Source organism: Epibacterium sp. Ofav1-8, assembly GCF_022348185.1.
GTDB lineage: Bacteria > Pseudomonadota > Alphaproteobacteria > Rhodobacterales > Rhodobacteraceae > Epibacterium.
The window spans coordinates 222,238-244,956 of the sequence record NZ_JAKRFD010000009.1 but is presented as its reverse complement, the minus strand read 5'-3'; the positions used below and the strand labels follow the sequence as shown (position 1 = coordinate 244,956).

The window sequence follows — 22,719 nt, the reverse complement described above, 5'->3', positions numbered from 1 at the left end:
CGTTCTTTGCGAACTACCGTCCGCAGTTCTACTTCCGCACCACCGACGTGACCGGCACCGTGACCCTGCCGGAAGGCACCGAGATGGTGATGCCGGGCGACAACCTGAAGTTCGAAGTTGAACTGATCGCGCCGATCGCGATGGAAGACGGTCTGCGTTTCGCCATCCGCGAAGGCGGCCGCACCGTCGGCGCCGGCGTCGTGTCCAAGATCCTGGCGTAAGCCAGGATCGCATCGACGCGCCATACGGACTGTGTCGAAGATCCCCGCGTAAGTCTCGCGAAGATCTGAGAATAGAGAGGGCCTCCCAACGGGAGGCCCTTTTTTGTTGCGAGGCGCTGCCTCGCGCTCCGAGGTATTTGTAAAAAGATGAAGCGCTCGCCCCAGGGGATCCGGCGGCGCGCCACCTTAGCGCTGCGGTACCTCTATAGGGCCTCAAGCGCAGATCTGATCTCGTCGAGCTTGAACTGCGGGAGGTTTCTGACCTTGATGATAGAGGTCAGATGGTCTGGTTTGCTAATGCCGACAAGGCTGCACAGCGACACCTCATTCATCAGAGCCGCAGCAATAGCAAACTCGCTGAGCGTAAGATCAAGGGTCTGTGCGACTGGGCGCAAGACAGAGATTTTCTCGTGGATTTCGGCCAGAAGCGCCTGAGGAAGCTGGTCTCTGGCGTCATGAAAGCGGCAGGCCGGACCTTCGCGAAAGAAGGTCTCGGTTATCAGGCCGCGAAATAGGGTGGAGCGGCCTATAAACTTCTGCCCGCGCTGATGTAGCCTCGATAAGAACGGCTCATCGCATCGACGCTCCAGCGCTGAATAGTTCCATTGCAGATAGCTGCCAAACCCGATGTCAGCGGCATGTTGCAGCTCCTCCCAGCTGCGCGGGCTGACACCATAGGATCCGATGTAGCCTTCCTCCTGCGCCCTCTCAAACAGCGACCGGATCTTATCGGAGAGCAGCGCTGGCGGTGGACCATGCAGCAAGACCACATCGATCGCATCCATCTGGAGCCGCCCGCGGCTGTCATCGAGACAGGAGAGGAATGTCTGCCAATTGATCTCGTCCGGTGCAGCTGCGTTGAGGCGCGAGAGTTTTGTCACAATCAGCAGATTATCTCTCTGCCCGGAACGGCTTACGGCTGTCCCCAGCAGGGTTTCACTGACACCGTCACCATAGGCTTGCGCCGTGTCGAAAACATCAATCCCGCTCGCGATTGCGTCTTCGATCAGCTTGATGCGTTGCGCCTCGGGACCGACGCGCCAACCGTTTTGCATTCCGTTGAGGGTCTGTTCCCCGCCAAGTTGCCAGCAACCAAACCCGATCTTGCCATAGCCCATTTGTCAGAGCTTTTCGTACAGTCTGAATTCAAAGGAGACGCGCGTTTCATCCTCGTTGTTGTTCAGGGCGAGACCATGAATCAGGTGGGAGGAAAAGATCAGGAATTCGTCAGGTTTGGGGTTTTCACGGACCAGAGCGGTGTTTCCGCCCCAATCGAGAATACTTGCAACGCTGTAGCGCTGAGCGTTCATCGTGCTGCCGGCTTTGGTGCGGGTGATCTTGCTCTCAGGCAGAAGGTGGCTTCCAGGGGCCATCGGGAGCCCGCTACAGTCATTCACGCCACACACGGGGATCCAGATATTGACCATTTTCGGCACGGAACCGTGTTGGTCGAAGGCTTCGTAGATGTCTTTGTGAACCGTATTGTAGTTGTGACTTTTGGGCTTGTTGATGCGCGCGATCATCCAGACATCCGTATTGGTCTGCGGATTGGTAAAGCTCAGATCAACCCCGAGATAGGTGCTGAAATTCTTGACGATCTTGGCGCTGTCAAAGCCGAGGTCGGCGGGAAACAGGCGTCGGCTGCGTTTGATCACCTCGCCATGGAGCGCATCGTCGACGTACGCGTGATACCGTTCAAGCGTGAAACCGTTGAGGTCGATCTCCGGGCGCAATTCTGTGACGATCTGCATGATTGCTGCTGTGGTTTCTGTATAGATCGCGGCGGGATCATAAAAGTCATCAGCCTTCAGCGTCGTATAGCCGGCGTCATACCAGTCGGTGTGTTTGGTGATATCGTCGAACTTGGTGGACAACACCTCGTCTGATCCCACACCGTAAACGTCCTCAGCTGCAAGCTGTACTGGGATTTCTGTGCCGTTGATGAGATATTGGGTTTTCATAATTGGTCGCTCTAAAGTTGATTGGACCCGTTGCGAGTCTCTCAGAATGATGTCCATAATTCGTTTAAAACGAGTGAAAAATTCTAGCGATTGGGGCGCTGGCCACGTGCGGGGCAGTGGCGCATCGCGATCAGTCCAAAGGGGGAAAGGCGAAACCGACTTAGGAGATCGTGAACCAAGTGGAGACGCTGCGGCCTTGCGCTCCGAGACTTTGCGCAAAGGTCAAACAAGCCATTGCCGCCGCTGGAGTGTCGGGATCGGCATCCTTAGAGCGCGTCGCGTGTGGAACCGACTTTGCTGAATTTGGCCCTTGGTCGCACCGAACCCGCGATGACGGCTGTGAGATGCTCTGGCTCGCTGACACGCCCAACGTGGTGTGGACCTGATCCGAGGTGCGCGTCATCGTGAAGGTCTGTCGAATTCGCGCGCCGATAGGTGCCGGGCTAGCGAATTCTGTCCAACTGTTTGCGCACGGCCAGGAGCATGTGTAACGCGGTCTGTTGGTCCCCCTCCGAAAGATGGTATTGGGACAGCCTCAAATCAGTGCCTGACTGCGTCAGAATCTGATCCAGCGGCTCCCGCGGTGACCACACCCCGCCAGCGTGGACACGATAAATGGACGGCTCCACGTCCTGCATATACTTGAAGCCGCCGTAGCTGCCGAGCGTGCTCCAGAGAACCCGGTCCTCATTGACCACAGTGCCGATTTTTTCAGGGATCGAGATTCCACCCCGGAAGAAGAGTGTGTTGGTCAACAGCCAACAGGCACATCTCTTCAATTCCGCGGGAGAATAGTCGCGCTGAAACGCCGGTGGTAGCTTACTGTCGGATTGTACGTCGTAGTTCACATCTACGACGGTGGAGTTATGCCCGCATGCGACAAAGCTCTTGTTTGCTTCCAAGAAGTCAAATTGCTTCTGGATCTTGGATACATCTGACCAGGCGTCATCTCCATCGCAAAGAGCGATGTACTTCGGACTCATGGCGTTGACGATGCGCTTGAACGGAAAGGCGCCCTTGCTCCAGAAGTTATCGGCGGCATTGATCACTGTGACTTCGACGGGTTTGTCCCGAAATCTCTCAAGGCACTCATGTATTTTCTGGGGTGTCTGATCGGTCGAGCAATCATTAAAGATCACGAGCCCTAATGTACCCGAAAACTCTTGGGTCAGTACGGAATTCAGGCACTGCTCGATGAAAGCTTCGTGGTTGTAGGTGACCGTGATGACAACGACGTCCAAATGGTCCATCTCAAGATTGGGTTTTGGCAGTTGCATCGAAAGATTTTCAATATGCATGGATCGGTTACACCTCGACTGAACAGCCCTCTAAGCCGCGTGCAAACGTGGTACGTTCAATTCCTTTAAATCGAGTGAAGCCTCTGCGCTTGCTTGCGAGGCAGGCCGCCCAGCGGTGCACCCGTTTGGGGGAGGGGGAAGCGCCGAGTGGCTATCCCCCTTTCTGATGTACGTCGCGCGGTCTATGTGGCGTGTGGCTGGCACGCCGTTGCGGTGACCGGCCAGATTGACGACTGCATTTTTGGGGTTCGGATTTGATTGCGCAGCTGTTCTCTTTTCTGCGGAGCGTTGCGATTGGGATATGGGGCGCTGTTGTTATGTACATGGGAGGTGCCCTCATGCTTGTTGCGCTCCCTTCGCTTCAGGACAATGCCGAGAAATCCATCAATGACAATGGCGTGCGTCCGGAGGCTGTTCAGCTACGTTTTCTGCATCCCGGCTATCTTGTGGGTGCCTTCAATGAGTTTGAAGCCAGCGGTTGGTTCAACGGTTTGTTTGGCTCCTTCGTTGTCGAAAAGAACGACGTGAAATCCTACGCCGTGTTCAGCGCCGCCGCTGGTGACACCGACGGCCCGCATCTGATTGCAGTGCGACAAGATGATGGCATTCGCGCGTATCTGCGCGCCATCTTGCGGGGAAAGCAGTCGTTGCCCGCACAGGTGCGCATCCGTGGCTTCGTGACCGCCCGGGAGTATTACGATTTCGAGATTAAGCGGGACCTTCGACGCAAGGGGCACGTTCTGCGAGGCCGAATATACTATGTGGAGGTTTTCACGGATCGGCGCGGGCGAACACTTGCTTTCCTTTGGGGCCGCGAAGTTGGTCTGCTGGGCTTTAGTGTCGTCACGTTGTTTGTTGGCTTTGTTTTGATCCGTTCAGAGAGGGAGACCGCGCGATGATCCATAAAGCCGCTCCTCCCCCTTGCCACACTGTACCAACAGGTGTAACAGGCCCCATCCCGCACTGCGGGAAATGGGCGGGGTGATTCCCGCCTTTTGGGTTCGATGAGGGTACGTGATGAGCACGGGACCTTCCTCTCAACCCCAACGCCTGACTAAAAGGCTATACGATGCAAAGCCAAAACATCCGTATCCGGCTGAAGGCATTTGACTATCGTGTGCTGGATGCGTCCACACAAGAGATCGTCAACACTGCCAAGCGGACCGGCGCCCAAGTGCGCGGCCCGATCCCGCTGCCGAACAAGATCGAGAAATTCACTGTTCTGCGTGGTCCCCACGTGGACAAGAAATCCCGCGATCAGTTCGAGATCCGGACGCACAAGCGTCTTCTCGACATCGTCGACCCGACCCCGCAGACCGTGGACGCGCTGATGAAGCTCGACCTGGCTGCCGGCGTTGACGTCGAAATCAAGCTGCAGTCATAAGATCGGAGGGTAATTCATATGCGCTCTGGTATTATCGCAAAGAAAGTGGGCATGACCCGCTTGTTCATGGAAGACGGCAAGCAGATCCCTGTGACCGTTCTTTCCCTCGATGGCCTGCAGGTTGTCGCTCAGCGTACCGATGACAAAGACGGCTACACCGCCGTTCAGCTCGGTGCCGGTTCCGCAAAGGTCAAGCGCGTCTCCAAGGCGATGCGCGGTCACTTCGCGGCCTCCAAGGTTGAGCCCAAGCGCAAGCTGGTCGAGTTCCGCGTTCCCGCGGATGGCCTGATCGAAGTCGGCGCGGAAATCTCCGCCGAGCACTTCCTGGAAGGTCAGAAAGTCGACGTCACCGGGACCTCCATCGGTAAAGGTTTCGCCGGTGCGATGAAGCGTCACAACTTCGGCGGTCTGCGGGCTTCCCACGGTGTGTCGATCTCTCACCGTTCCCACGGTTCCACCGGTCAGTGTCAGGATCCGGGCAAAGTCTTCAAAGGTAAGAAGATGGCCGGTCACATGGGCGCTGCACGCGTGACCACCCAGAACCTCGAGGTTGTCAAAACCGACGCCGACCGTGGTCTGGTCTTCATCAAAGGCGCTGTTCCTGGTCCGAAATCCGGCTGGGTCACCGTCAAAGACGCCGTGAAGAAGAAAGCACCCGAAGGTCTGCCGTTCCCGGCGGCTCTGAAGACTGCTGCTGAAGCTGCGGCTGAAGCACCCGCGGAAGGGGGTGAAGCATGAAACTTGACGTGATCAAACTGGACGGCGGCAAAGCGGGCGACATCGAACTGTCCGAAGACCTGTTCGGCCTGGAGCCGCGTGCGGACATCCTGCACCGTGTGGTCCGTTGGCAGCGCAACAACGCGCAGGCCGGCACCCACAAGGTGAAGACCCGCTCCGAGACCTCCTACTCCACCAAGAAGATCTACCGCCAGAAGGGCACCGGTGGCGCACGCCACGGCGACCGTAACGCGCCGATCTTCCGCAAAGGTGGTATCTACAAGGGTCCGACCCCGCGGAGCCACGGCCACGATCTGACCAAGAAATTCCGCAAGCTGGGTCTGCGCCACGCGCTGTCCGCCAAAGCAAAAGCGGGTGAACTGGTCGTGATCGAGAACGCCGAAGCCGAAGGCAAGACCGCCGCTCTGGCCAAACAGGTTGCAAACCTGGGCTGGAAACGCGCTCTGGTCATCGACGGTGCTGCCGTCAACGAAGGCTTCGCTCGTGCCGCCAAGAACATCGAAGGGCTGGATATCCTGCCGTCGATGGGCGCAAACGTCTATGACATCCTGAAGCGTGACACCCTCGTGCTCACGAAGTCGGCTGTCGAAGCACTGGAGGCTCGCCTGAAATGAGCGCGAAGGCAGAACACTACGACGTGATCCGCAAGCCGATCATCACCGAGAAATCCACCATGGCGTCCGAGCACGGCGCAGTGGTGTTCGAGGTGGCAATCGATTCCAACAAGCCGCAGATCAAGGAAGCTGTCGAAGCTCTCTTTGGTGTGAAGGTCAAAGCGGTCAACACCACCGTCACCAAGGGTAAGGTCAAGCGTTTCCGCGGCCAGCTGGGCAAGCGGAAAGACGTGAAAAAAGCCTACGTCACCCTGGAAGAAGGCAACACCATCGACGTGTCCACCGGACTCTGAGATCTGCTTGTCTGAGAATTCAGAAGGCCCCTGCGAAAGCGGGGGCCTTTTTCTGTTGAAAGCGCGTGAATGTGTTTTTTCCTTGTAGCGCCCCTCAGGTTTTATTCTCGTGTGGCATCTTGATGGTGTATTGTGCGGGGATGTTGAGAAACTGGCAAATACGCGACGTATCCACCTCTTTTGTCACGTCGATCACCAGCAATTTGTCCGGCGCATCCGCAAAGTAGGTTTTGATCGCCTCGTTGCGGTATTGATAAGCCTTTGTGTAATAATCGTAGTCATAGAGCTTGTCCCATAGTACCTGTTTGGTTGCACCCTCATATGTGGTCAGAAGACGCTCTTTGTGAAAATGGATGTAGTCAGGATAAAGATAAGCAATCTTTTCTCGAATATCCTGTTCCGTGACCTTATCCATGTCCCCCAGCTTGAACGATTTCTGATGAAATCGGGTCATGGAGGTGAACCAGGCATCCACGTCACGTTCCGTCAAGATGAATTTACTGTTGGGAAAGAGCGCATCGGCCGCAACGTAGGTCAGGCCTTGCGAGAAGGGCATGTCCTGAAAAGCGTCGTGTTTATCGCAGAAGGATTTGAATTCCGTGTAGTCCGTATGGAAAACGGCTTTGGTTAGGCGCGCCTCTTGCGTCTGTTGTTGCGCAACGTTGTAGCCATATAGCTGAAGGATGGTGCGTAGTGTGGTTGTACCGGTCTTGTTGAAGCCGATGCCGAAGATTTTATTGAAATTCTTGTTCCCAATCACATGTTGCGAAACCATTTGGGTAAACTCTTTAGGGGTCATGGCGATCATCGGTTTTGGTTGCGAGGCATGAATTGAACCGGCCGGAGGCTGGCTCGTTCATTGGTTGTCGCTCAGATTGATTTCAATTCTATTAAATCGGGGCCTTATGTGGGGGAAGCGGGCCGACCCCACGGCGCAGTCTGGCGGATAGAGGCATCCGCGCGCGCCCGAGATGCCTGAGATCGCATGGGGCAAGAGGCATTTCAGGACAGGTTTAGCTCCTTGTAGCAGGCTCGACCTCTTCCCCATTGCCACCACACCCAACCTCTGCTACATCGCACCAATCCTGACAGGCCTCGGATTCGTTCCGGGGCCGTTATCTTTGTCGGGACATTCGACCCAGGGACCTTCGGGGCCCTTCATCGGTCACCTGAACCCGGCGCGGATGCGCCAAGGCAGGGGGCTTTAACATAGCTGAGCCAAAGATAATAACCTAAGGCTCGGCACGCTAAACGGAAGACAGAAAGCATGGCACTTAAGTCGTATAAACCGACGACGCCGGGCCAGCGTGGGCTGGTTCTGATCGACCGTTCGGAGCTTTGGAAAGGGCGTCCGGTCAAATCTCTCACTGAGGGTTTGACCAAATCGGGCGGCCGGAACAACACCGGACGGATCACTTCTCGCCGCCGTGGTGGTGGCGCAAAGCGTCTTTACCGGATCGTTGACTTCAAACGGAATAAATTTGATGTCGCCGCGACCGTCGAGCGCATTGAATATGACCCCAACCGGACTGCCTTCATCGCATTGGTGAAGTACGAAGACGGCGAGCAGGCTTACATCCTCGCGCCGCAGCGTCTGGCAGTTGGTGACAAGGTCATCGCCTCCGCAAAGGCAGACATCAAGCCGGGCAACGCAATGCCGTTCTCGGGCATGCCGATCGGTACCATCGTTCACAACATCGAAATGAAGCCCGGCAAAGGCGGCCAGATCGCCCGTGCAGCCGGTACGTATGCTCAGTTCGTTGGTCGTGATGGTGGCTACGCTCAGATCCGCCTGTCCTCGGGCGAGCTGCGTTTGGTCCGTCAGGAATGCATGGCCACCGTCGGTGCCGTGTCCAACCCCGACAACTCCAACCAGAACTACGGTAAAGCCGGTCGTATGCGTCACAAGGGCAAGCGTCCGAGCGTCCGTGGTGTGGTTATGAACCCGATCGACCACCCCCATGGTGGTGGTGAAGGTCGGACCTCCGGTGGTCGTCACCCGGTGACCCCATGGGGTAAGCCGACCAAGGGTAAGCGCACCCGCAACACCAACAAGGCGTCGCAGAAGCTGATCATCCGCTCGCGTCACGCTAAGAAGAAAGGGCGCTAATCTATGACTCGCTCTGTATGGAAAGGCCCCTTCGTCGATGCTTACGTGCTGAAAAAAGCCGAAGCAGCGCGCGAGTCCGGCCGCAATGAAGTGATCAAGATCTGGTCCCGTCGTTCCACCATTCTGCCCCAGTTCGTGGGTCTGACCTTTGGTGTGTACAACGGCCAGAAGCACATTCCTGTCAACGTCTCGGAAGACATGATTGGTCAGAAGTTCGGTGAGTATTCCCCGACCCGCACCTATTATGGTCACGCCGCTGACAAAAAAGCGAAGCGGAAGTAAGTCATGGGCAAGGATAAAAACCCCCGCCGCGTGGCAGACAACGAAGCAATGGCGAAAATCCGCATGCTTCGCACCAGCCCGCAGAAACTGAACCTGGTGGCTCAGATGATCCGTGGCAAGAAAGTGGACAAGGCTCTGACCGACCTCACTTTCTCCAACAAGCGGATCGCGCAGGACGTGAAGAAATGCCTTCAGTCCGCCATCGCGAACGCCGAAAACAACCACAACCTTGACGTCGATGAACTGATCGTCGCCGAGGCATGGGTCGGCAAGAACCTGACCATGAAGCGCGGTCGTCCGCGGGCCCGTGGTCGCTTCGGCAAGATCCTGAAGCCGTTCGCTGAGATCACCATCAAGGTGCGTCAAGTTGAGGAGCAAGCCTAATGGGACATAAAGTCAATCCGGTTGGCATGCGCCTGCAGATCAACCGCACCTGGGACAGCCGCTGGTACGCTGACACCAAGGACTACGGTGATCTCCTCCTCGAGGACATCAAGATCCGTGAGTTCATCAAGGAAGAGTGCAAGCAGGCCGGTGTTGCCCGCGTGATCATCGAACGCCCCCACAAGAAGTGCCGTGTGACCATTCACACCGCGCGTCCGGGCGTGATCATCGGCAAAAAAGGCGCGGACATCGAAGTTCTTCGCAAGAAGATCGCTTCCATGACCGATTCCGAGCTGCACCTGAACATTGTTGAGGTTCGCAAGCCGGAACTCGACGCACAGCTCGTTGGCGAGTCCATCGCCCAGCAGCTGGAGCGCCGTGTGTCCTTCCGTCGCGCGATGAAGCGGGCCGTGCAGAACGCCATGCGCATGGGCGCCCTGGGTATCCGGGTGAACGTCGCTGGTCGTCTGGGCGGTGCAGAAATCGCACGGACCGAATGGTACCGTGAAGGTCGTGTGCCGTTGCACACCCTGCGCGCAGACATCGATTACGCACACTCTGAAGCCTCCACCCCCTATGGTATCATCGGTATCAAGGTGTGGATCTTCAAAGGCGAGATCATGGAGCATGATCCCCAGGCGCGTGATCGCAAGGCTCAGGAAATCCAGGACGGTCCGGCACCTCGCGGTGCAGGCGGTAACCGTCGTGGCGACCGCTAAGGAGTAACGCGATATGCTTCAGCCAAAGCGTACTAAATTCCGTAAGATGCACAAAGGCCGGATCAAGGGCGACGCCAAAGGTGGCTCTGATCTGAACTTCGGCACCTACGGCCTGAAGGCAGTGACACCCGAGCGTGTGACCGCCCGTCAGATCGAGGCAGCCCGTCGTGCCATGACCCGTCACATGAAGCGTCAGGGTCGTGTCTGGATCCGGATCTTCCCGGACACCCCGGTGACCTCCAAACCCGTCGAAGTGCGTATGGGTAAGGGTAAAGGCTCCGTGGACTTCTGGGCGTGCAAAGTGAAGCCGGGCCGTGTGATGTTTGAAATTGACGGCGTCAATGAAGACATCGCCCGCGAAGCGCTTCGCCTCGCAGCCATGAAGCTGCCGGTGCAGACCCGCATCGTGGTGCGTGAAGACTGGTAACTCCAGACTTCTGCAAATGAATGTAAGCCCCTCGTCAGGAAACTGGCGGGGGGTTTTTCTTTGCGCGCCGCCTTCCGTCGGGTGGGGCCTGATGTGCCGTCAGAACGTCCTCCGGAGACGGGCGCGCGCGGGAGAACGGCCGCGTTTTGCGATCAGTTGTCGGAACAGAGAGTAAATGTTCACCTTATACCCCTATATCTGTTGACCTCCGCTTTTGATCCTCAGGAGGGCAGGTGATGAGACTGCAGGTTGGGCTGTTGGTGACATTGGTCGTGGTTGCCGGCTGTGATCTTTACGTCGGGCCGACCGGACAGGACGGTGCGACAGAGGCCGTCACGCGGCAGACGCGGCTGGCGGCGATTAGCCAGGCGCCCTATCGCTACCGGCACGCCACCTATTGGACGCTGGCCAACGGATGTACCTACTCCCCCGCACCCGGCGCGCCCGGTTCGCCCGGGGGCTGGCGCTGGTTCCTGGTGAACAATCCGCTGTCACCGGAGCGGCCGATGGTGCACGAGGGCTGCGCCTATGTGTTCGAGGGCGATGGCCCGGGAATATGACTCCATTTGGGCGGCGGCGATGTCCGCTTTTGAAGCGCTAAAATTAGATTTGAAAACCTCAAATCCGGGAACGTTTCCTTTAACCTTGCGCGCTACGGTCCGGGCAGTTCAGTGATCACGGAAGGACCCACACGATGAAGCTTGTTCCCACCTTTGCCACCGCGCTTTTTCTCGGCCTTGCCGGCGGCGCCCAGGCAGCAGATGTCATGCTGTTTACCGAAGACTACGCGCCCTTGAACTTTGAGCGGGACGGCGAGATCGTCGGTCTCGGCGCGGATCAGGTGTTCGAAATGATGGATCGGGCCGGTATCTCCTACGAGGTGGAGCTGACCCAGTGGTCCCGTGCCATCGGTCAGGCGGAGCGTCGTCCCAACACCTGCGTGTTCAGCACCACGCATACCGAAGAGCGTGATCCGAATTTCAAATGGGTGGAGCCTCTGGCCTCCGACAGCACCATTCTGGTGCGCAAGGCCGGCAGCGATGTGGCGCCCGCCACGATCGAAGAGGCCGCAGCCTACCGCACCGGCAGTCAGACCGGCGACTATACCGTTGGCGTGCTGGAGGAAGCGGGCTTTCAGCAAATCGACCTGGCGCCCAATCAGGCCGCGACGGTCAAGAAGCTGCTGCAAGGGCGCATCGACCTGATGGCCACCTCCGGTTCCTTCCTCGAAGCCTCGCGCGCGGATGGGGTCGAGGTCGAGGAAGCCCTGGTTCTCTCCACCACGACCATGTCGCTCGCCTGTAGCCTGAAGACCGATCAGGAGCTGGTCGACCGCATGCAGGCGGCGCTGCAATCGATGATCGACGACGGCACCCAGGCCGAGATCGCGGCGAAATACGAATAACACCGGCGGCCCGGGCAGCGCGCCCCGGCCGACCTGCCAAAACGACCTCGTGCCCCCAGCCGGGGCGCGGGGTCTTTTCTCATGGGCGCGGATCTTATGGGCGCAGACGCCTCTCGCCAAATCGCTGCGGCCTGCGGTAAGAGGACGCCATGGCCCAGATCGATTCCCTCTTTGTGACCCGCCTTTACCGTGCCGCGCTGTCCGAGCATGGCCCCAGCATTGACCCGCAGGAGATGGAAACCTCCTGCATCACCATCGCCGAAGATGACGAGGCGGGGCAGGACTGGTGCGAGCAGAACGGCTATCCCGGTTACACCTCCTATGCCTCGCTCACGGATCTGCCGTGGCGGTTTCCGATCTTTGCCGATCTGGTGACATCGCTTGATGCGCATGTGATGGCCTTTGCGCAGGATCTGGAACTCAACCTGGATGGGCGCGCGCTGAAGCTGGAGGATCTCTGGATCAATATCCTGCCCGAAGGGGGCACCCACGCCAGCCACATCCACCCGCATTCGGTGATTTCGGGCACCACCTATGTGGCCATGCCCGATGGCGCCTCCGCGCTGAAGCTGGAGGATCCGCGCCACGCGATGATGATGGCGCATCCGCCACGCAATAAGGACTGCCGCCGGGAGCTGAAGACCTTTGTCTATGAGAGCCCAAAGGTCGGCGATGTGCTGCTGTGGGAGAGCTTCATCCGCCATGAGGTGCCGATGAACATGGCCGAGGACGAACGCATCTCGGTCTCCTTCAACTACGCCTGGGCCTGAGCGGGCACGGGGCGAGAGGGCGCCGGCGCAATTTTGTCGTGAAATCACCGGGGACTTCAGGGTTCCTTAAGGCCCCCCTGCGAGCCTGCCGCGGTGACCTCCGACCAACAGGTGCCCCATGATCGAATATCCAGAACACGCTGCTGCAAAGCAGACCGTGCCCGGTGATCTGGCCATAAAGTGGCTGGTTGAGACCTTTCAGCGGCCGTATTTCTTTGTCCATATTCCAAAATGTGGCGGCACCGCCGTCGCCGATGCGCTGAAGGGATACTACCTGCATGGCAAGGCGCGGGAATGGCGGCAGAAGACCGGCGGTGCGTCCTGGGACTCGCTCCGAACCTTTGCCCTGGTGCGTCGCCCTTACGAGCGGGTCTGTTCGCTCTACCGCTACCGGTCCCAGATCGCGGAGGGCGAAGAGGCGGGGATCGATCTGTCGCTCAATGACTGGGTGGCCGAGGCTCTTGAGGATCGTGATCCGGAGGCGCTCGACACCGAAATGTCCCTGCACCCTTGTCTGCCCTGGGTCGTCGACGATGCCGGGGCACCATTGGTGAAACTGGTCTGCCGCCTGGAGGAAATCGATGACGACTGGACCATGGTTCAGCGGTTGACGCAATCCGATGTGGACCTGCCGATGCGCAACCGGACCGAACGCCTGTGCGGCACCACCGTCTCCGATCTGAATGCCCGCAGCCGCGCCATTATCGAGGATTATTATGCCGCCGATTTCGACAACTTCGGCTATCGCCGGATCGGTGCGGCCCAGAAACTGCGGCCCAAAGCGGAGGCGCCGCTGGCCGGGGTGACAGAGGCCGCCTACGCACAGTGAGCGCAGATCGTGCTGCACGCGGCACGGGTGTGATTGTCAAAACGAGCAAAGCCGCATAGCGTCTGGGCGAAGTTTTCCAAGAGGCACAAGTATGACGCGGCGCTCCCCCTTTGACATCGGCGGCTTTCACATTCCTCCGGGCACCCGGCGCACGGTGGATCTGCCGGTCAGCGTGTTGTCGGATCACACGCCGGTCAACATGTCGGCCCATGTGATCCATGGCGCGGAGGAGGGGCCGACGCTGTTTGTCTCTGCCGCGATCCACGGCGACGAGGTGATCGGGGTGGAGATTGCCCGCCGGCTCTTGCGCAGTCGCCAGTTCGCACGCCTGAAAGGCACATTGATCGTGGTGCCGATCGTCAACACCTTCGGCTTTCTCAATCACTCGCGCTATCTGCCGGACCGGCGGGATCTCAATCGCTGTTTCCCGGGCAGCGAGGGCGGCTCGCTCGCCAGCCGCCTGGCGCATCTCTTCATGGCCGAGATCGTCGCCCGCTCGGACCTCGGGATCGACCTGCATTCCGCCGCCATCCACCGCACCAACATGCCGCAGATCCGGGTCTCCCCCAAGGCGCAGGAGACGCTGGCCTACGCCGATGCCTTTGGCGCGCCGGTGGTGATCCGCTCGGCCCTGCGCGACGGCTCGCTGCGGCACGAGGCCCAGAAGGCGGGCGTCGACATCCTGCTCTATGAGGCGGGGGAGGGGCTGCGGTTCGACGAACAATCGGCGCGGGTCGGGGTGGCGGGCATCCTGCGGGTGATGCACGCGCTTGGCATGATCCCCGATGACGGCGTGCCCCTGGCCGAAGTGGTGCCGGTGCGTGCCAGCGATTCCACCTGGGAGCGCGCGCCGGCGGGCGGCCTGCTGCGGGCCTACAAGACCACCGGCGAGATGGTGGAGGCCGGCGATGTGCTCGGCATCGTGGCAGACCCCTTTGGCGAGGAAGAGATGGAGCTGACCGCCAGCCAGTCCGGCCTGGTGATCGGACGCGCCAACCTGCCCATCGTCAACGAGGGCGACGCGCTGTTTCATATCGCCCGCGTCGTGAACACATCAGAGGCGGAAAGCCGGATCGAGAGCCTGAATGCGCAGCTTGAAGGCGCGGCGATGTTTGATGAGGACGAGATCATCTGACGCGTCCGCACAAAGGCGCAGGGGTGCGTTGCCCAGGCGTGAGCGCGCTGATCGGGGCGCTTAAAACGGGCGCGCGAACAAGCCGATAATACGGGTCATCTTGTCTCGGGGCAGGGCGGTCGGCTCCACCTCGAAGCGCGCCATGTAGCCGCGCATTTCCTTGAGCTCGAGGAACTCTTCGAGCACCTGATAGCGTTTGCGGTCGCGGTAGTCGTCAAACAGGATCGTTGCCTTCCGGGTGCAGCGCAGCATCGCCGTCAGCGCGCAGGCGACGCGAAACCTTCCGTCGATCAGGATCAGATCCGGATGGCGAAACCCTTCCTGGTCCCAGATCGCCAGCGGGTATTTGTGATAGCGGTGCTGCTGCTCGGTATTGACCGGCAGGCCCCATTTGCCGGTCTCGCCGATATTCACATAGTGCAGCTCTGGCGGCGAGGGGACGTCATTCTGTTCGAAATACCGCTGCATCATCAGGTGCCAGTCCCGGCTGCTCTCGACCGAATAGAGCGTCTTGCCCGGCATTTCCGCGCCCAGAACGGTGGAGCCGCCGCTGCCGTATTCCAGGATGACATCCGCCGCGGCATAATGCGCCTCGACCCAGGCACAGACCTCGGGCGCGAAGGTCAGTTTCGGCCGTTCGACCAAGGCATCATCGGTCTCGGTTGCAACCATAACAGTGGCCTTTTACAGGTGTGCGCAACGCCCAGTGCTGAGTGGTTGCAGGATCAAAGTCAAGCCCGCGCCCGGCGGCGGGGCGGCCCGGTGCTGACGCCGTTGCCGATGTATCCGCGCCGGACCTTCCGGGGGAAAACCCGACCCACGGGGATAATCCGGAGGTTTCCCTTGCCCTCCCGGCCGCCCTCCTGTAGAGGGACGCATCGCTCCCGCAATTCGCGAGTCGGATTGTGTCGGGCGATTCTTTTTTCTGCACGTCCTGTGCAGACGACATAACCCACCAGGGTGAAGGGTGACCCATCATAAGGGGCCCTCTGGTGCCAAGGAAAGGAACGCAAGGCGATGAACGCCAAGGATCTGCGCGACAAAACCGTGGACGAGCTCCGCGACGAACTCGCAAACCTCAAAAAAGAGAGCTTCAACCTGCGCTTTCAACAAGCGACCGGTCAGCTGGAAAACACTGCAGGCATCAAGGCGGCCCGCCGCAACGCTGCTCGCGTGAAAACCATCCTGAACGAAAAAGCCGCAGCAGCGGCTGAATAAGGAGCTCTACAGATGCCCAAACGTATCCTGCAAGGCGTCGTGACCTCCGACGCAAACGCTCAGACCGTCACCGTGTCCGTGGAACGTCGTTTCACACACCCGGTTCTGAAGAAAACCATCCGTAAGTCCAAAAAGTACCGGGCTCACGATGAAAAGAACGCTTTCAAGGTCGGCGACTCCGTACGCATCATCGAATGCGCGCCGAAATCGAAAACGAAACGCTGGGAAGTCATTGACGCCTAAGAGCCTGTAACCACAGGCTCCTGGCGACTTTGCTGATCAGCACAGTCGAAACCCTGGGGGATCACAGCACGCATCGCTGCCCCAAAGGTCGGGAGAAACCACATGATCCAGATGCAAACAAATCTGGATGTAGCTGACAACTCCGGCGCACGCCGAGTTCAGTGCATCAAGGTTCTGGGTGGCTCCAAGCGTAAATACGCTTCCGTTGGCGACATCATCGTCGTCTCGGTTAAAGAAGCCATCCCGCGCGGTCGCGTGAAGAAGGGTGACGTCCGCAAGGCCGTTGTCGTTCGCACCGCCAAAGAGGTCCGTCGTGAAGACGGTACCGCCATCCGTTTTGACCGCAACGCTGCTGTTATCCTGAATAACAACAACGAGCCGGTCGGCACCCGTATCTTCGGCCCGGTTGTTCGCGAACTTCGCGCGAAGAACTTCATGAAGATCATCTCGCTCGCTCCGGAGGTGCTCTAATGGCTGCTAAACTGCGCAAAGGCGACAAGGTCGTCGTGCTTGCTGGTCGCGACAAGGGCAAGGAAGGCACCATTTCTTCCGTTGACCCCAAAGCCGGCAAAGCTGTCGTAGATGGCGTGAACATGGCCATCCGTCACACCCGTCAGACCCAGACGTCGCAAGGCGGCCGCCTGCCCAAGGCCCTGCCGATCGACCTGTCGAACCTGGCTCTGCTGGACTCCAACGGCAAAGCAACCCGCGTCGGCTTCCGCGAAGAAGACGGCAAGAAGGTGCGCTTTGCAAAAACCACCGGGGAGACTGTCTGATGCTTGACGATGCAACCTACACCCCGCGTCTGAAGACCCTCTACAAGGACACCATCCGTGGCGCCCTGAAAGAGGAATTCGGCTACAAGAACGAGATGCAGATCCCCAAGCTGGAGAAGATCGTTCTGAACATCGGCTGCGGCCGTGCAGCCGTCAAGGACAGCAAGAAGGCGAAATCGGCTCAGGAAGACCTGACCAAGATCGCCGGTCAGAAAGCGCTGACCACCGTTGCAAAGAACTCCATCGCTGGCTTCCGCGTTCGTGAAGGCATGCCGATGGGTGCAAAGGTGACCCTGCGTGGCGAGCGGATGTATGAATTCCTCGACCGTCTGATCACCATCGCGATGCCCCGGATCCGCGACTTCCGCGGTGTGTCCGGCACCTCTTTCGACGGTCGTGGCAACTACGCCATGGGCCTGAAAGAGCACATCGTGTTCCCGGAAATCGATTTCGACAAGATCGACGAATCCTGGGGCATGGACATCGTAATTGCCACCACCGCGAACACCGACGCGGAAGCTAAGGCGCTGTTGAAAGCTTTCAACATGCCCTTCAACAGCTGATCGCGGAGAGGAAGAGACCATGGCTAAAAAAGCAATGATCGAACGCGAAAAGAAGCGCGAGCGCCTGGTGGCCAAATACGCTGCCAAACGTGCCGAGCTCAAAGAGATCGCGAATGACGAATCCCGCCCGATGGAAGAGCGTTTCAAAGCGCGTCTGAAACTGGCGAAACTGCCGCGCAACTCGTCGGCAACCCGTCTGCATAACCGCTGCCAGCTGACCGGCCGTCCCCACGCTTACTATCGTAAGCTGAAGGTCAGCCGGATCGCTCTGCGGGACCTTGGCTCCAACGGCCAGATCCCCGGCATGGTGAAATCGAGCTGGTAAGGGAGAGACAATATGAACGATCCTATCGGCGATATGCTCACCCGTATCCGTAACTCTCAGCTGCGTGGCAAATCCACTGTCATGACTCCGGCGTCCAAACTGCGCGCCTGGGTTCTGGATGTGCTGCAGTCCGAGGGTTACATCCGCGGCTATGAGAAAGCGACTGATGAACGCGGCCATCCGGCGCTGGAAATCAGCCTCAAGTACTACGAAGGCGAACCTGTCATTCGCGAACTGAAGCGTGTCTCCACGCCCGGTCGTCGCGTGTACATGGGCGTCAATGACATTCCGCAGGTCCGTCAGGGCCTTGGCGTGTCGATTGTCTCCACCCCCAAAGGTGTGATGTCGGATGCAAATGCACGCGCGGCCAACGTCGGTGGCGAAGTGCTTTGCACCGTATTCTAAGGAGGCCTCAGCACAATGTCTCGTATTGGTAAGAAACCGGTCGAACTGCCCAGCGGCGTCTCCGCCAGCCTGTCCGGCCAGACCATCGAAGTGAAGGGCCCGAAAGGCGCCCAGACCTTCACCGCAACCGACGACGTCACCCTGACTGTCGAGGACAACCTGGTGAAAGTTGAGCCGCGCGGCAAATCCAAGCGCGCGCGCCAGCAGTGGGGCATGTCCCGCACCATGGTTGCCAACATGGTTCACGGCGTCACCCAGGGCTTCAAGAAAGAGCTTGAGATCCAGGGTGTTGGTTACCGGGCGCAGATGCAGGGCAACACCCTGAAGCTGAACCTCGGTTACAGCCACGACGTCGATTTCACTGCTCCGGAAGGTGTCACCATCACCGCACCGAAGCAGACCGAAGTCGTTGTGGAAGGTGCAGACGCACAAGTGGTGGGCGAAGTGGCGGCACAGATCCGCGACTGGCGTCGTCCCGAGCCCTACAAAGGCAAAGGCATCCGCTACAAGGGCGAATTCATCTTCCGCAAGGAAGGCAAGAAGAAGTAAGGACAAGCAAAATGGCAAACAGCAAACGTACCCTGTTTCTGAAGCGTCGTCTGCGCGTCCGGAACAAGCTTCGCAAGGTGAACGCAGGCCGTCTGCGTCTCTCCGTGCACCGCTCGAACAAGAACATCTCTGTTCAGCTGATCGACGACGTCAAAGGTGTGACCCTGGCCGCAGCCTCGACCCTGGAAAAGGATCTTGGTTTTGTGGGCAAGAACAACATCGAAGCGGCAACCAAAGTCGGTTCCGTGATCGCAGAGCGCGCGAAAGCCGCTGGCGTGAGCGAAGCCTACTTCGATCGTGGCGGTTTCCTGTACCACGGCAAAGTGAAGGCTCTGGCCGACGCGGCGCGTGAAGGTGGTCTGAAGATCTAAGGATCAACCGGGCGCCGCGCTGGCCGGGGCGCCCGACCGATTTTGACAGAGTGGATCACGTCAGTGGTCCCGATGATCCGGGAGCAGGTCCGCTGGCCCGCTCACCAGGATTGGAACATTTGACGGGGCGGTCTGACGTCCTCGTCACATCATGAAGGAATGCCAAATGGCAGAACGTGAAAACCGCCGCGGCAACCGCCGCGACCGTGAAGAGACACCGGAATTCGCAGATCGTCTGGTCGCGATCAACCGCGTGTCCAAAACCGTTAAGGGTGGTAAGCGCTTCGGCTTCGCCGCGCTCGTCGTCGTGGGTGACCAAAAAGGTCGCGTCGGCTTCGGCAAAGGCAAGGCCAAAGAGGTGCCCGAGGCGATCCGCAAGGCAACCGAGCAAGCCAAGCGCCAGATGATCCGCGTGCCGCTGAAAGAGGGTCGTACCCTGCACCACGACATGTACGGTCGCCACGGCGCCGGCAAGGTGGTCATGCGCACCGCTCCGGAAGGTACCGGGATCATCGCAGGTGGTCCGATGCGTGCCGTCTTCGAGATGCTGGGCATCAAGGACGTGGTTTCCAAGTCCGTTGGCTCTCAGAACCCTTACAACATGATCCGCGCCACCATCGACGGTCTGAAGAAAGAGCAGAGCCCCCGCGCTGTTGCTCAGCGTCGTGGCAAGAAAGTTGCGGACATCCTGCCCAAGCGGGACGAGGCTCCGGCCGAGTCCAGCCAAGTGGCTGAAGAAGCGTAAGGAACCTGATCCATGGCTAAAACCATCGTCGTGAAACAGATCGGCTCTCCGATCCGTCGCCCCGCCGACCAGCGCGCAACCCTGATCGGTCTGGGCCTGAACAAGATGCACAAGACCCGCGAGCTGGAGGACACCCCCTCCGTGCGCGGCATGATCAACAAGATCCCGCATCTGGTGGAAATCGTCGAAGAGCGCGGCTAAGCCTCTTTCGACCTTCCCAATAGAAGCGCCCTCGGAGTGATCCGGGGGCGTTTTTTATTGGCGGGGGGGGTGGCACAGAAAAAATTGCCGGTGGGGTGAATAGAAACCGTCGCCGGGGTGTTCTCCTTGTACCTGCACCGACGCAGGCACTTGACTGGAGAATGACATGATCCGCTTTGCCGCCCTCACCACCTGTTTTGCCCTCACCGCTGCCACCAGCGCCATTGCCGGCGACCACAGCGCCGCAGCCGTGCAGACCTCTGACGCCGGCTACCTGACCGATGCGCATGGGATGACGCTCTATTCCTTCGACAAGGATGCCGACGGCCAATCCAACTGCTATGGCGGCTGCGCCCAGAAATGGCCGCCGCTGGTGGTCGAGGCGGGCACCGACCTGCCCGAGGGGGCCTCGCTGGTGTCCCGCACGGACGGAAGCCAGCAGGTCGCCTTTGACGGCAAGCCGCTGTACCTCTGGGTCAATGACACGGCCCCGGGACAGACCAGCGGCGATGGTGTCGGCGGCGCCTGGCATATCGTGAAGCCGTAAGGCGCGGCTGATCCCGGCGCCTTCGCATGCCTGCGGAGGCGCTTTTTTGGGCAGTCCAATTGATGTGGCGCGGATTTGTGCAAAACATGTGAAAGTCGCGTTAACGACAACTGCGCTTACTATGCATCTGCGGCATAGCGGGTGTTCCGAACCGTCAGTTGTTAGCGCCAACGCCCTGCCTTATCTTCGCAGGTGTCAAAGGAATTGAACAGAGACACCAAGAGCCGCGGAAACCCGTCCCGGCTAGAGATAAGGAAAGACCACTATGGCACACGCACTGAACAGCACCGTTGCAACCCCCTCCGTCGTCGCCCGCCTGCGCGGCCTGGCAGAGAACGCCCGCACCAGCTGGGATCTCTACAAGGAGTACAAGCGGACCTACGAGGAGCTGGATGCGCTGACCGACCGCGACCTGGCCGACATCGGCATCCGCCGCTGCGACATCGCGGATCTGGCCCGGACCCACGTCTACGGCGCCTGAAGACATTCCCATACAGCGGCCGCGCCCTTCCTCCTCCCTCGGGGTGCATGCCGGCTGAACAGAACGCCTCCACATCGTGGGGGCGTTTTTGTTGCGCGACCGGCGCGCGCCCTGGTGAGGGGATCTTTGGGCGGATAGGGCATTGTGTTCGGCGAGTTGCGCAACTCGCGGGCCGGTGTGGCAAGCCGGACCCAACCTGGAACTGGGCTTTGGGGGTGACGCCCCGGAGCGCGAGGTCAGATATCTGGTCTTCTTGGAGGGTGACGCCTCCGATCCTCTTCCGATCCGGCGGCGCCGCCTTTCTCAACAACAGCGCCAGCGACACAGACACGACACATATCGATCCCATGCGCCGGTGGCGGTGCATCCGGGATCTACACCCGTGGCCGCGAGGGGGCACGGTCCACTCAGCCTGCCTGAGAGGGCTATGCAATGTTTCGCGCCCAACGCAGCCTGATTGCCCTGTTTTGTCTGACTCTGGCCGCAGGCTGCATGAGCGATGACATCAGCGGCTCTGATCAAATCGGGGATGTGCCGGAGGGGCGCACAGCACTGATGAGCGCGATTGACCCCGGACGCAGCACGAGTTCAGAGGTGATTGCTCTCTACAGGATGCCGGTGGCGAAAAATCCGCAGGGTGGGCGGACCATGCAGGCGAATGTCTCCAGCTATTCTGGCGCGTCGGGGTATAGCGCGGTGCAGTACACTGCCGATACCGAAGTGATCTACCGGGTGGAGATAGCGACCGTTTTGATGCGGCGGCGCAGAGATAGGTGCTGGAGGCGTGCAAGGGCAGCTCTGGCGCGGGGCGCTCCGCCATTTCAGGCACGCCTCCTGTGGCAAGCGCACCCCTGATGCCATGGCCGCCAAGGAGACCATCGAGCCCGGTCGGACACGAGCGTTTTTGGTGCAGCTCGGGTGCTATGACGATCATGCCTGGGGCTATGAGTTGGGGCGTCTTCTGGGCGAGGTCTCGGTGACGGGCGGCACGGTCAATGTGGCATCCGGCGCCAAGGAGACGGTCGCCATCACCAGCGCGATGAAGAAAACGCCCCGCGATATCGCGCGCTGCCTTGAGTCATCAGGCGGGCATCGGGTGAGGCCGCTCTTGATCCTGCGGGGTATCCCGTCTATACGCCCCCGGTGGCATCCCGCGCCACAGAATCAAAACCAAGAAATGCCGTGTCTGGCCCCATACGCTTCAGGGGGCCACTTCCGGCTTTAGGAGAAGCGATATGAAACTCAACGAACTGCGCGACAACCCAGGTGCAGCCCCGAAACGGACCCGCGTTGGCCGTGGTCCGGGTTCCGGCAAAGGTAAAATGGGTGGCCGCGGTATCAAAGGTCAGAAGTCCCGTTCCGGTGTGGCGATCAACGGCTACGAAGGTGGCCAGATGCCGCTCTACCAGCGTCTGCCCAAGCGTGGCTTCAACAAGCCCAACGCCAAGAAATACGCTGTTGTGAACCTCGGCCTGATCCAGAAATTCATCGACGCAGGCAAGCTCGACGCGGCTTCCGTGACCGAGGACAGCCTGGTGGCATCCGGTGTCGTGCGCCGCAAGCTGGACGGCATTCGCGTGCTGGCCAAGGGTGAATTCACCGCCAAGGCGACCATCGCCGTGACCGGTGCATCCAAAGCTGCCGTCGAGGCAGTTTCCAAGGCAGGCGGCGCCCTGACCGTGGCATCCGAGGCCGCAGCTGAGTAACGGCTTGTGAGCGGCGCGC

General features: G+C 59.5%; 35 protein-coding genes and 1 pseudogene. 31 read left to right on the top strand and 5 right to left on the bottom strand.

The genetic code is table 11. The features are described 5' to 3' along the window. Positions 1–221 (top strand): annotated as a pseudogene (gene tuf / locus MHM97_RS15750) (elongation factor Tu); the annotation flags it as partial. Positions 222–424: 203 nt separating this feature from the next. On the opposite strand, the gene MHM97_RS15745 reads toward tuf, so the two are convergent. The 3 genes from MHM97_RS15745 to MHM97_RS15735 form a co-directional block, all read right to left on the bottom strand. Continuing rightward, positions 425–1,339 (bottom strand): aldo/keto reductase, encoded by a 915-nt coding sequence (locus MHM97_RS15745; protein ID WP_239323311.1) that lies wholly within the window; start codon positions 1,337–1,339, stop codon positions 425–427. Between the two features lie 3 nt (positions 1,340–1,342). Next, the gene (locus MHM97_RS15740; protein WP_239323310.1) at positions 1,343–2,182 is read right to left on the bottom strand and encodes a phytanoyl-CoA dioxygenase; all 840 of its coding nucleotides are present in this window, start codon (positions 2,180–2,182) and stop codon (positions 1,343–1,345) included. A 443-nt stretch (positions 2,183–2,625) separates the two neighbouring features. Then, complete coding sequence (locus MHM97_RS15735; protein WP_239323309.1) at positions 2,626–3,480, bottom strand: glycosyltransferase family 2 protein; 855 nt, start codon at positions 3,478–3,480, stop codon at positions 2,626–2,628. 338 nt (positions 3,481–3,818) lie between these two features. Here MHM97_RS15735 and MHM97_RS15730 point away from each other — a divergent pair, with 338 nt between their 5' ends. The 5 genes from MHM97_RS15730 (at position 3,819) to MHM97_RS15710 (ending at position 6,509) form a co-directional block, all read left to right on the top strand. After that, entirely contained in the window at positions 3,819–4,379 is a 561-nt protein-coding gene (locus MHM97_RS15730) for a hypothetical protein (RefSeq protein ID WP_239323308.1), read from the top strand. A gap of 170 nt (positions 4,380–4,549) precedes the next feature. Then, positions 4,550–4,864, top strand: a complete 315-nt coding sequence (rpsJ, locus tag MHM97_RS15725; RefSeq protein WP_005621947.1) for a 30S ribosomal protein S10 — start codon at positions 4,550–4,552, stop codon at positions 4,862–4,864. Between the two features lie 18 nt (positions 4,865–4,882). Beyond that, positions 4,883–5,602, top strand: coding sequence for a 50S ribosomal protein L3 (gene rplC, locus MHM97_RS15720; RefSeq protein ID WP_239323307.1), 720 nt, complete (start codon positions 4,883–4,885; stop codon positions 5,600–5,602). Next, positions 5,599–6,216 (top strand): 50S ribosomal protein L4, encoded by a 618-nt coding sequence (gene rplD / locus MHM97_RS15715; protein ID WP_011537608.1) that lies wholly within the window; start codon positions 5,599–5,601, stop codon positions 6,214–6,216. The genes rplC and rplD overlap by 4 nt, the downstream gene beginning before the upstream one ends. Beyond that, positions 6,213–6,509 carry a 50S ribosomal protein L23 gene (locus tag MHM97_RS15710; RefSeq protein ID WP_005621923.1) on the top strand — a complete coding sequence of 99 codons (297 nt, stop codon included), beginning with the start codon at positions 6,213–6,215 and terminating at the stop codon, positions 6,507–6,509. Before rplD ends, MHM97_RS15710 begins: the two co-directional genes overlap by 4 nt. A 94-nt stretch (positions 6,510–6,603) precedes the next feature. Here the strand turns inward: MHM97_RS15710 and MHM97_RS15705 are convergent, their stop codons facing one another. Then, entirely contained in the window at positions 6,604–7,317 is a 714-nt protein-coding gene (locus MHM97_RS15705; protein WP_239323306.1) for a sulfotransferase, read from the bottom strand. 459 nt (positions 7,318–7,776) lie between these two features. On the opposite strand from MHM97_RS15705, the gene rplB reads away from it, so the two are divergent. The 10 genes from rplB to MHM97_RS15655 all read left to right on the top strand — a co-directional run bounded on the left by rplB (position 7,777) and on the right by MHM97_RS15655 (position 14,570). Next, on the top strand, positions 7,777–8,619 hold the full coding sequence (gene rplB / locus MHM97_RS15700; protein WP_008207548.1) for a 50S ribosomal protein L2: 843 nt from the start codon (positions 7,777–7,779) through the stop codon (positions 8,617–8,619). Positions 8,620–8,622: 3 nt separating this feature from the next. Next, positions 8,623–8,901 carry a 30S ribosomal protein S19 gene (gene rpsS / locus MHM97_RS15695; RefSeq protein WP_005621910.1) on the top strand — a complete coding sequence of 93 codons (279 nt, stop codon included), beginning with the start codon at positions 8,623–8,625 and terminating at the stop codon, positions 8,899–8,901. 3 nt (positions 8,902–8,904) lie between these two features. Further along, the gene (gene rplV / locus MHM97_RS15690) at positions 8,905–9,285 is read left to right on the top strand and encodes a 50S ribosomal protein L22 (RefSeq protein WP_005621907.1); all 381 of its coding nucleotides are present in this window, start codon (positions 8,905–8,907) and stop codon (positions 9,283–9,285) included. Beyond that, entirely contained in the window at positions 9,285–10,004 is a 720-nt protein-coding gene (gene rpsC, locus MHM97_RS15685) for a 30S ribosomal protein S3 (protein WP_239323305.1), read from the top strand. The genes rplV and rpsC overlap by 1 nt, the downstream gene beginning before the upstream one ends. A 13-nt stretch (positions 10,005–10,017) precedes the next feature. Beyond that, the gene (gene rplP / locus MHM97_RS15680) at positions 10,018–10,431 is read left to right on the top strand and encodes a 50S ribosomal protein L16 (protein WP_239323304.1); all 414 of its coding nucleotides are present in this window, start codon (positions 10,018–10,020) and stop codon (positions 10,429–10,431) included. A gap of 236 nt (positions 10,432–10,667) precedes the next feature. Beyond that, on the top strand, positions 10,668–10,991 hold the full coding sequence (locus tag MHM97_RS15675) for a hypothetical protein (RefSeq protein WP_239323303.1): 324 nt from the start codon (positions 10,668–10,670) through the stop codon (positions 10,989–10,991). Positions 10,992–11,125: 134 nt separating this feature from the next. Beyond that, positions 11,126–11,836: a substrate-binding periplasmic protein gene (locus tag MHM97_RS15670; RefSeq protein WP_239323302.1), complete on the top strand. Its 711-nt coding sequence runs from the start codon at positions 11,126–11,128 to the stop codon at positions 11,834–11,836. A gap of 149 nt (positions 11,837–11,985) precedes the next feature. Further along, positions 11,986–12,606, top strand: coding sequence for a TIGR02466 family protein (locus tag MHM97_RS15665; RefSeq protein WP_239323301.1), 621 nt, complete (start codon positions 11,986–11,988; stop codon positions 12,604–12,606). 118 nt (positions 12,607–12,724) lie between these two features. After that, on the top strand, positions 12,725–13,435 hold the full coding sequence (locus MHM97_RS15660; protein ID WP_239323300.1) for a sulfotransferase family 2 domain-containing protein: 711 nt from the start codon (positions 12,725–12,727) through the stop codon (positions 13,433–13,435). A 91-nt stretch (positions 13,436–13,526) separates the two neighbouring features. Then, on the top strand, positions 13,527–14,570 hold the full coding sequence (locus tag MHM97_RS15655) for a succinylglutamate desuccinylase/aspartoacylase family protein (RefSeq protein WP_239323299.1): 1,044 nt from the start codon (positions 13,527–13,529) through the stop codon (positions 14,568–14,570). Between the two features lie 60 nt (positions 14,571–14,630). Here MHM97_RS15655 and MHM97_RS15650 read toward each other — a convergent pair whose 3' ends face one another. After that, entirely contained in the window at positions 14,631–15,242 is a 612-nt protein-coding gene (locus MHM97_RS15650; protein ID WP_239323298.1) for a hypothetical protein, read from the bottom strand. A 345-nt stretch (positions 15,243–15,587) separates the two neighbouring features. Here MHM97_RS15650 and rpmC point away from each other — a divergent pair, with 345 nt between their 5' ends. From rpmC to rplO, 15 genes are all read left to right on the top strand, one after another. Beyond that, positions 15,588–15,788 (top strand): 50S ribosomal protein L29, encoded by a 201-nt coding sequence (gene rpmC, locus MHM97_RS15645; protein ID WP_005621881.1) that lies wholly within the window; start codon positions 15,588–15,590, stop codon positions 15,786–15,788. 12 nt (positions 15,789–15,800) lie between these two features. Then, positions 15,801–16,031 carry a 30S ribosomal protein S17 gene (gene rpsQ, locus MHM97_RS15640; protein ID WP_239323297.1) on the top strand — a complete coding sequence of 77 codons (231 nt, stop codon included), beginning with the start codon at positions 15,801–15,803 and terminating at the stop codon, positions 16,029–16,031. 102 nt (positions 16,032–16,133) lie between these two features. Further along, on the top strand, positions 16,134–16,502 hold the full coding sequence (gene rplN, locus MHM97_RS15635; protein ID WP_005621870.1) for a 50S ribosomal protein L14: 369 nt from the start codon (positions 16,134–16,136) through the stop codon (positions 16,500–16,502). Beyond that, a complete protein-coding gene (gene rplX, locus MHM97_RS15630; RefSeq protein WP_239323296.1) occupies positions 16,502–16,807 on the top strand; it encodes a 50S ribosomal protein L24 in 306 nt (101 codons plus the stop codon). The genes rplN and rplX overlap by 1 nt, the downstream gene beginning before the upstream one ends. Continuing rightward, a complete protein-coding gene (gene rplE, locus MHM97_RS15625; protein WP_239323295.1) occupies positions 16,807–17,370 on the top strand; it encodes a 50S ribosomal protein L5 in 564 nt (187 codons plus the stop codon). The genes rplX and rplE overlap by 1 nt, the downstream gene beginning before the upstream one ends. Before the next feature lie 19 nt (positions 17,371–17,389). After that, a complete protein-coding gene (rpsN, locus tag MHM97_RS15620) occupies positions 17,390–17,695 on the top strand; it encodes a 30S ribosomal protein S14 (RefSeq protein ID WP_239323294.1) in 306 nt (101 codons plus the stop codon). A 12-nt stretch (positions 17,696–17,707) separates the two neighbouring features. Beyond that, positions 17,708–18,100, top strand: a complete 393-nt coding sequence (gene rpsH / locus MHM97_RS15615; RefSeq protein ID WP_239323293.1) for a 30S ribosomal protein S8 — start codon at positions 17,708–17,710, stop codon at positions 18,098–18,100. 15 nt (positions 18,101–18,115) lie between these two features. Continuing rightward, positions 18,116–18,649: a 50S ribosomal protein L6 gene (rplF, locus tag MHM97_RS15610; protein WP_239323292.1), complete on the top strand. Its 534-nt coding sequence runs from the start codon at positions 18,116–18,118 to the stop codon at positions 18,647–18,649. A gap of 11 nt (positions 18,650–18,660) precedes the next feature. Next, entirely contained in the window at positions 18,661–19,020 is a 360-nt protein-coding gene (rplR, locus tag MHM97_RS15605) for a 50S ribosomal protein L18 (RefSeq protein ID WP_239323291.1), read from the top strand. 166 nt (positions 19,021–19,186) lie between these two features. Then, positions 19,187–19,765, top strand: coding sequence for a 30S ribosomal protein S5 (gene rpsE / locus MHM97_RS15600; RefSeq protein WP_239323290.1), 579 nt, complete (start codon positions 19,187–19,189; stop codon positions 19,763–19,765). A 12-nt stretch (positions 19,766–19,777) separates the two neighbouring features. Next, positions 19,778–19,966 (top strand): 50S ribosomal protein L30, encoded by a 189-nt coding sequence (rpmD, locus tag MHM97_RS15595; RefSeq protein WP_239323289.1) that lies wholly within the window; start codon positions 19,778–19,780, stop codon positions 19,964–19,966. 166 nt (positions 19,967–20,132) lie between these two features. Continuing rightward, positions 20,133–20,513, top strand: coding sequence for a COG4315 family predicted lipoprotein (locus MHM97_RS15590; protein WP_239323288.1), 381 nt, complete (start codon positions 20,133–20,135; stop codon positions 20,511–20,513). A 265-nt stretch (positions 20,514–20,778) separates the two neighbouring features. Beyond that, positions 20,779–20,994 (top strand): DUF1127 domain-containing protein, encoded by a 216-nt coding sequence (locus MHM97_RS15585; protein ID WP_239323287.1) that lies wholly within the window; start codon positions 20,779–20,781, stop codon positions 20,992–20,994. A 432-nt stretch (positions 20,995–21,426) separates the two neighbouring features. Then, the gene (locus MHM97_RS15580) at positions 21,427–21,849 is read left to right on the top strand and encodes a hypothetical protein (RefSeq protein WP_239323286.1); all 423 of its coding nucleotides are present in this window, start codon (positions 21,427–21,429) and stop codon (positions 21,847–21,849) included. A 380-nt stretch (positions 21,850–22,229) separates the two neighbouring features. Then, on the top strand, positions 22,230–22,700 hold the full coding sequence (gene rplO / locus MHM97_RS15575; RefSeq protein ID WP_239323285.1) for a 50S ribosomal protein L15: 471 nt from the start codon (positions 22,230–22,232) through the stop codon (positions 22,698–22,700). Positions 22,701–22,719 lie beyond the last annotated feature (19 nt).

What these genes read in the sequence shown, in the direction of transcription:
- rplX (WP_239323296.1), top strand. Translation starts at nt 16,502, where the DNA reads ATGGCTGCTAAACTGCGCAAAGGCGACAAGGTCGTCGTGCTTGCTGGT.
- MHM97_RS15705 (WP_239323306.1), bottom strand. Translation starts at nt 7,317, where the DNA reads ATGATCGCCATGACCCCTAAAGAGTTTACCCAAATGGTTTCGCAACAT.
- rplD (WP_011537608.1), top strand. Translation starts at nt 5,599, where the DNA reads ATGAAACTTGACGTGATCAAACTGGACGGCGGCAAAGCGGGCGACATC.
- MHM97_RS15735 (WP_239323309.1), bottom strand. Translation starts at nt 3,480, where the DNA reads ATGCATATTGAAAATCTTTCGATGCAACTGCCAAAACCCAATCTTGAG.
- MHM97_RS15585 (WP_239323287.1), top strand. Translation starts at nt 20,779, where the DNA reads ATGGCACACGCACTGAACAGCACCGTTGCAACCCCCTCCGTCGTCGCC.
- rpsQ (WP_239323297.1), top strand. Translation starts at nt 15,801, where the DNA reads ATGCCCAAACGTATCCTGCAAGGCGTCGTGACCTCCGACGCAAACGCT.
- MHM97_RS15740 (WP_239323310.1), bottom strand. Translation starts at nt 2,182, where the DNA reads ATGAAAACCCAATATCTCATCAACGGCACAGAAATCCCAGTACAGCTT.
- rplF (WP_239323292.1), top strand. Translation starts at nt 18,116, where the DNA reads ATGTCTCGTATTGGTAAGAAACCGGTCGAACTGCCCAGCGGCGTCTCC.
- MHM97_RS15730 (WP_239323308.1), top strand. Translation starts at nt 3,819, where the DNA reads ATGCTTGTTGCGCTCCCTTCGCTTCAGGACAATGCCGAGAAATCCATC.
- MHM97_RS15675 (WP_239323303.1), top strand. Translation starts at nt 10,668, where the DNA reads ATGAGACTGCAGGTTGGGCTGTTGGTGACATTGGTCGTGGTTGCCGGC.
- rplE (WP_239323295.1), top strand. Translation starts at nt 16,807, where the DNA reads ATGCTTGACGATGCAACCTACACCCCGCGTCTGAAGACCCTCTACAAG.
- MHM97_RS15665 (WP_239323301.1), top strand. Translation starts at nt 11,986, where the DNA reads ATGGCCCAGATCGATTCCCTCTTTGTGACCCGCCTTTACCGTGCCGCG.
- rplP (WP_239323304.1), top strand. Translation starts at nt 10,018, where the DNA reads ATGCTTCAGCCAAAGCGTACTAAATTCCGTAAGATGCACAAAGGCCGG.
- MHM97_RS15650 (WP_239323298.1), bottom strand. Translation starts at nt 15,242, where the DNA reads ATGGTTGCAACCGAGACCGATGATGCCTTGGTCGAACGGCCGAAACTG.
- rplR (WP_239323291.1), top strand. Translation starts at nt 18,661, where the DNA reads ATGGCAAACAGCAAACGTACCCTGTTTCTGAAGCGTCGTCTGCGCGTC.
- rpsS (WP_005621910.1), top strand. Translation starts at nt 8,623, where the DNA reads ATGACTCGCTCTGTATGGAAAGGCCCCTTCGTCGATGCTTACGTGCTG.
- rplO (WP_239323285.1), top strand. Translation starts at nt 22,230, where the DNA reads ATGAAACTCAACGAACTGCGCGACAACCCAGGTGCAGCCCCGAAACGG.
- MHM97_RS15590 (WP_239323288.1), top strand. Translation starts at nt 20,133, where the DNA reads ATGATCCGCTTTGCCGCCCTCACCACCTGTTTTGCCCTCACCGCTGCC.
- rplV (WP_005621907.1), top strand. Translation starts at nt 8,905, where the DNA reads ATGGGCAAGGATAAAAACCCCCGCCGCGTGGCAGACAACGAAGCAATG.
- MHM97_RS15745 (WP_239323311.1), bottom strand. Translation starts at nt 1,339, where the DNA reads ATGGGCTATGGCAAGATCGGGTTTGGTTGCTGGCAACTTGGCGGGGAA.
- rpsH (WP_239323293.1), top strand. Translation starts at nt 17,708, where the DNA reads ATGAACGATCCTATCGGCGATATGCTCACCCGTATCCGTAACTCTCAG.
- MHM97_RS15580 (WP_239323286.1), top strand. Translation starts at nt 21,427, where the DNA reads ATGTTTCGCGCCCAACGCAGCCTGATTGCCCTGTTTTGTCTGACTCTG.
- MHM97_RS15710 (WP_005621923.1), top strand. Translation starts at nt 6,213, where the DNA reads ATGAGCGCGAAGGCAGAACACTACGACGTGATCCGCAAGCCGATCATC.
- rpmD (WP_239323289.1), top strand. Translation starts at nt 19,778, where the DNA reads ATGGCTAAAACCATCGTCGTGAAACAGATCGGCTCTCCGATCCGTCGC.
- rpsJ (WP_005621947.1), top strand. Translation starts at nt 4,550, where the DNA reads ATGCAAAGCCAAAACATCCGTATCCGGCTGAAGGCATTTGACTATCGT.
- rpsE (WP_239323290.1), top strand. Translation starts at nt 19,187, where the DNA reads ATGGCAGAACGTGAAAACCGCCGCGGCAACCGCCGCGACCGTGAAGAG.
- MHM97_RS15670 (WP_239323302.1), top strand. Translation starts at nt 11,126, where the DNA reads ATGAAGCTTGTTCCCACCTTTGCCACCGCGCTTTTTCTCGGCCTTGCC.
- rplN (WP_005621870.1), top strand. Translation starts at nt 16,134, where the DNA reads ATGATCCAGATGCAAACAAATCTGGATGTAGCTGACAACTCCGGCGCA.
- rpmC (WP_005621881.1), top strand. Translation starts at nt 15,588, where the DNA reads ATGAACGCCAAGGATCTGCGCGACAAAACCGTGGACGAGCTCCGCGAC.
- rplB (WP_008207548.1), top strand. Translation starts at nt 7,777, where the DNA reads ATGGCACTTAAGTCGTATAAACCGACGACGCCGGGCCAGCGTGGGCTG.
- MHM97_RS15660 (WP_239323300.1), top strand. Translation starts at nt 12,725, where the DNA reads ATGATCGAATATCCAGAACACGCTGCTGCAAAGCAGACCGTGCCCGGT.
- rplC (WP_239323307.1), top strand. Translation starts at nt 4,883, where the DNA reads ATGCGCTCTGGTATTATCGCAAAGAAAGTGGGCATGACCCGCTTGTTC.
- rpsN (WP_239323294.1), top strand. Translation starts at nt 17,390, where the DNA reads ATGGCTAAAAAAGCAATGATCGAACGCGAAAAGAAGCGCGAGCGCCTG.
- MHM97_RS15655 (WP_239323299.1), top strand. Translation starts at nt 13,527, where the DNA reads ATGACGCGGCGCTCCCCCTTTGACATCGGCGGCTTTCACATTCCTCCG.
- rpsC (WP_239323305.1), top strand. Translation starts at nt 9,285, where the DNA reads ATGGGACATAAAGTCAATCCGGTTGGCATGCGCCTGCAGATCAACCGC.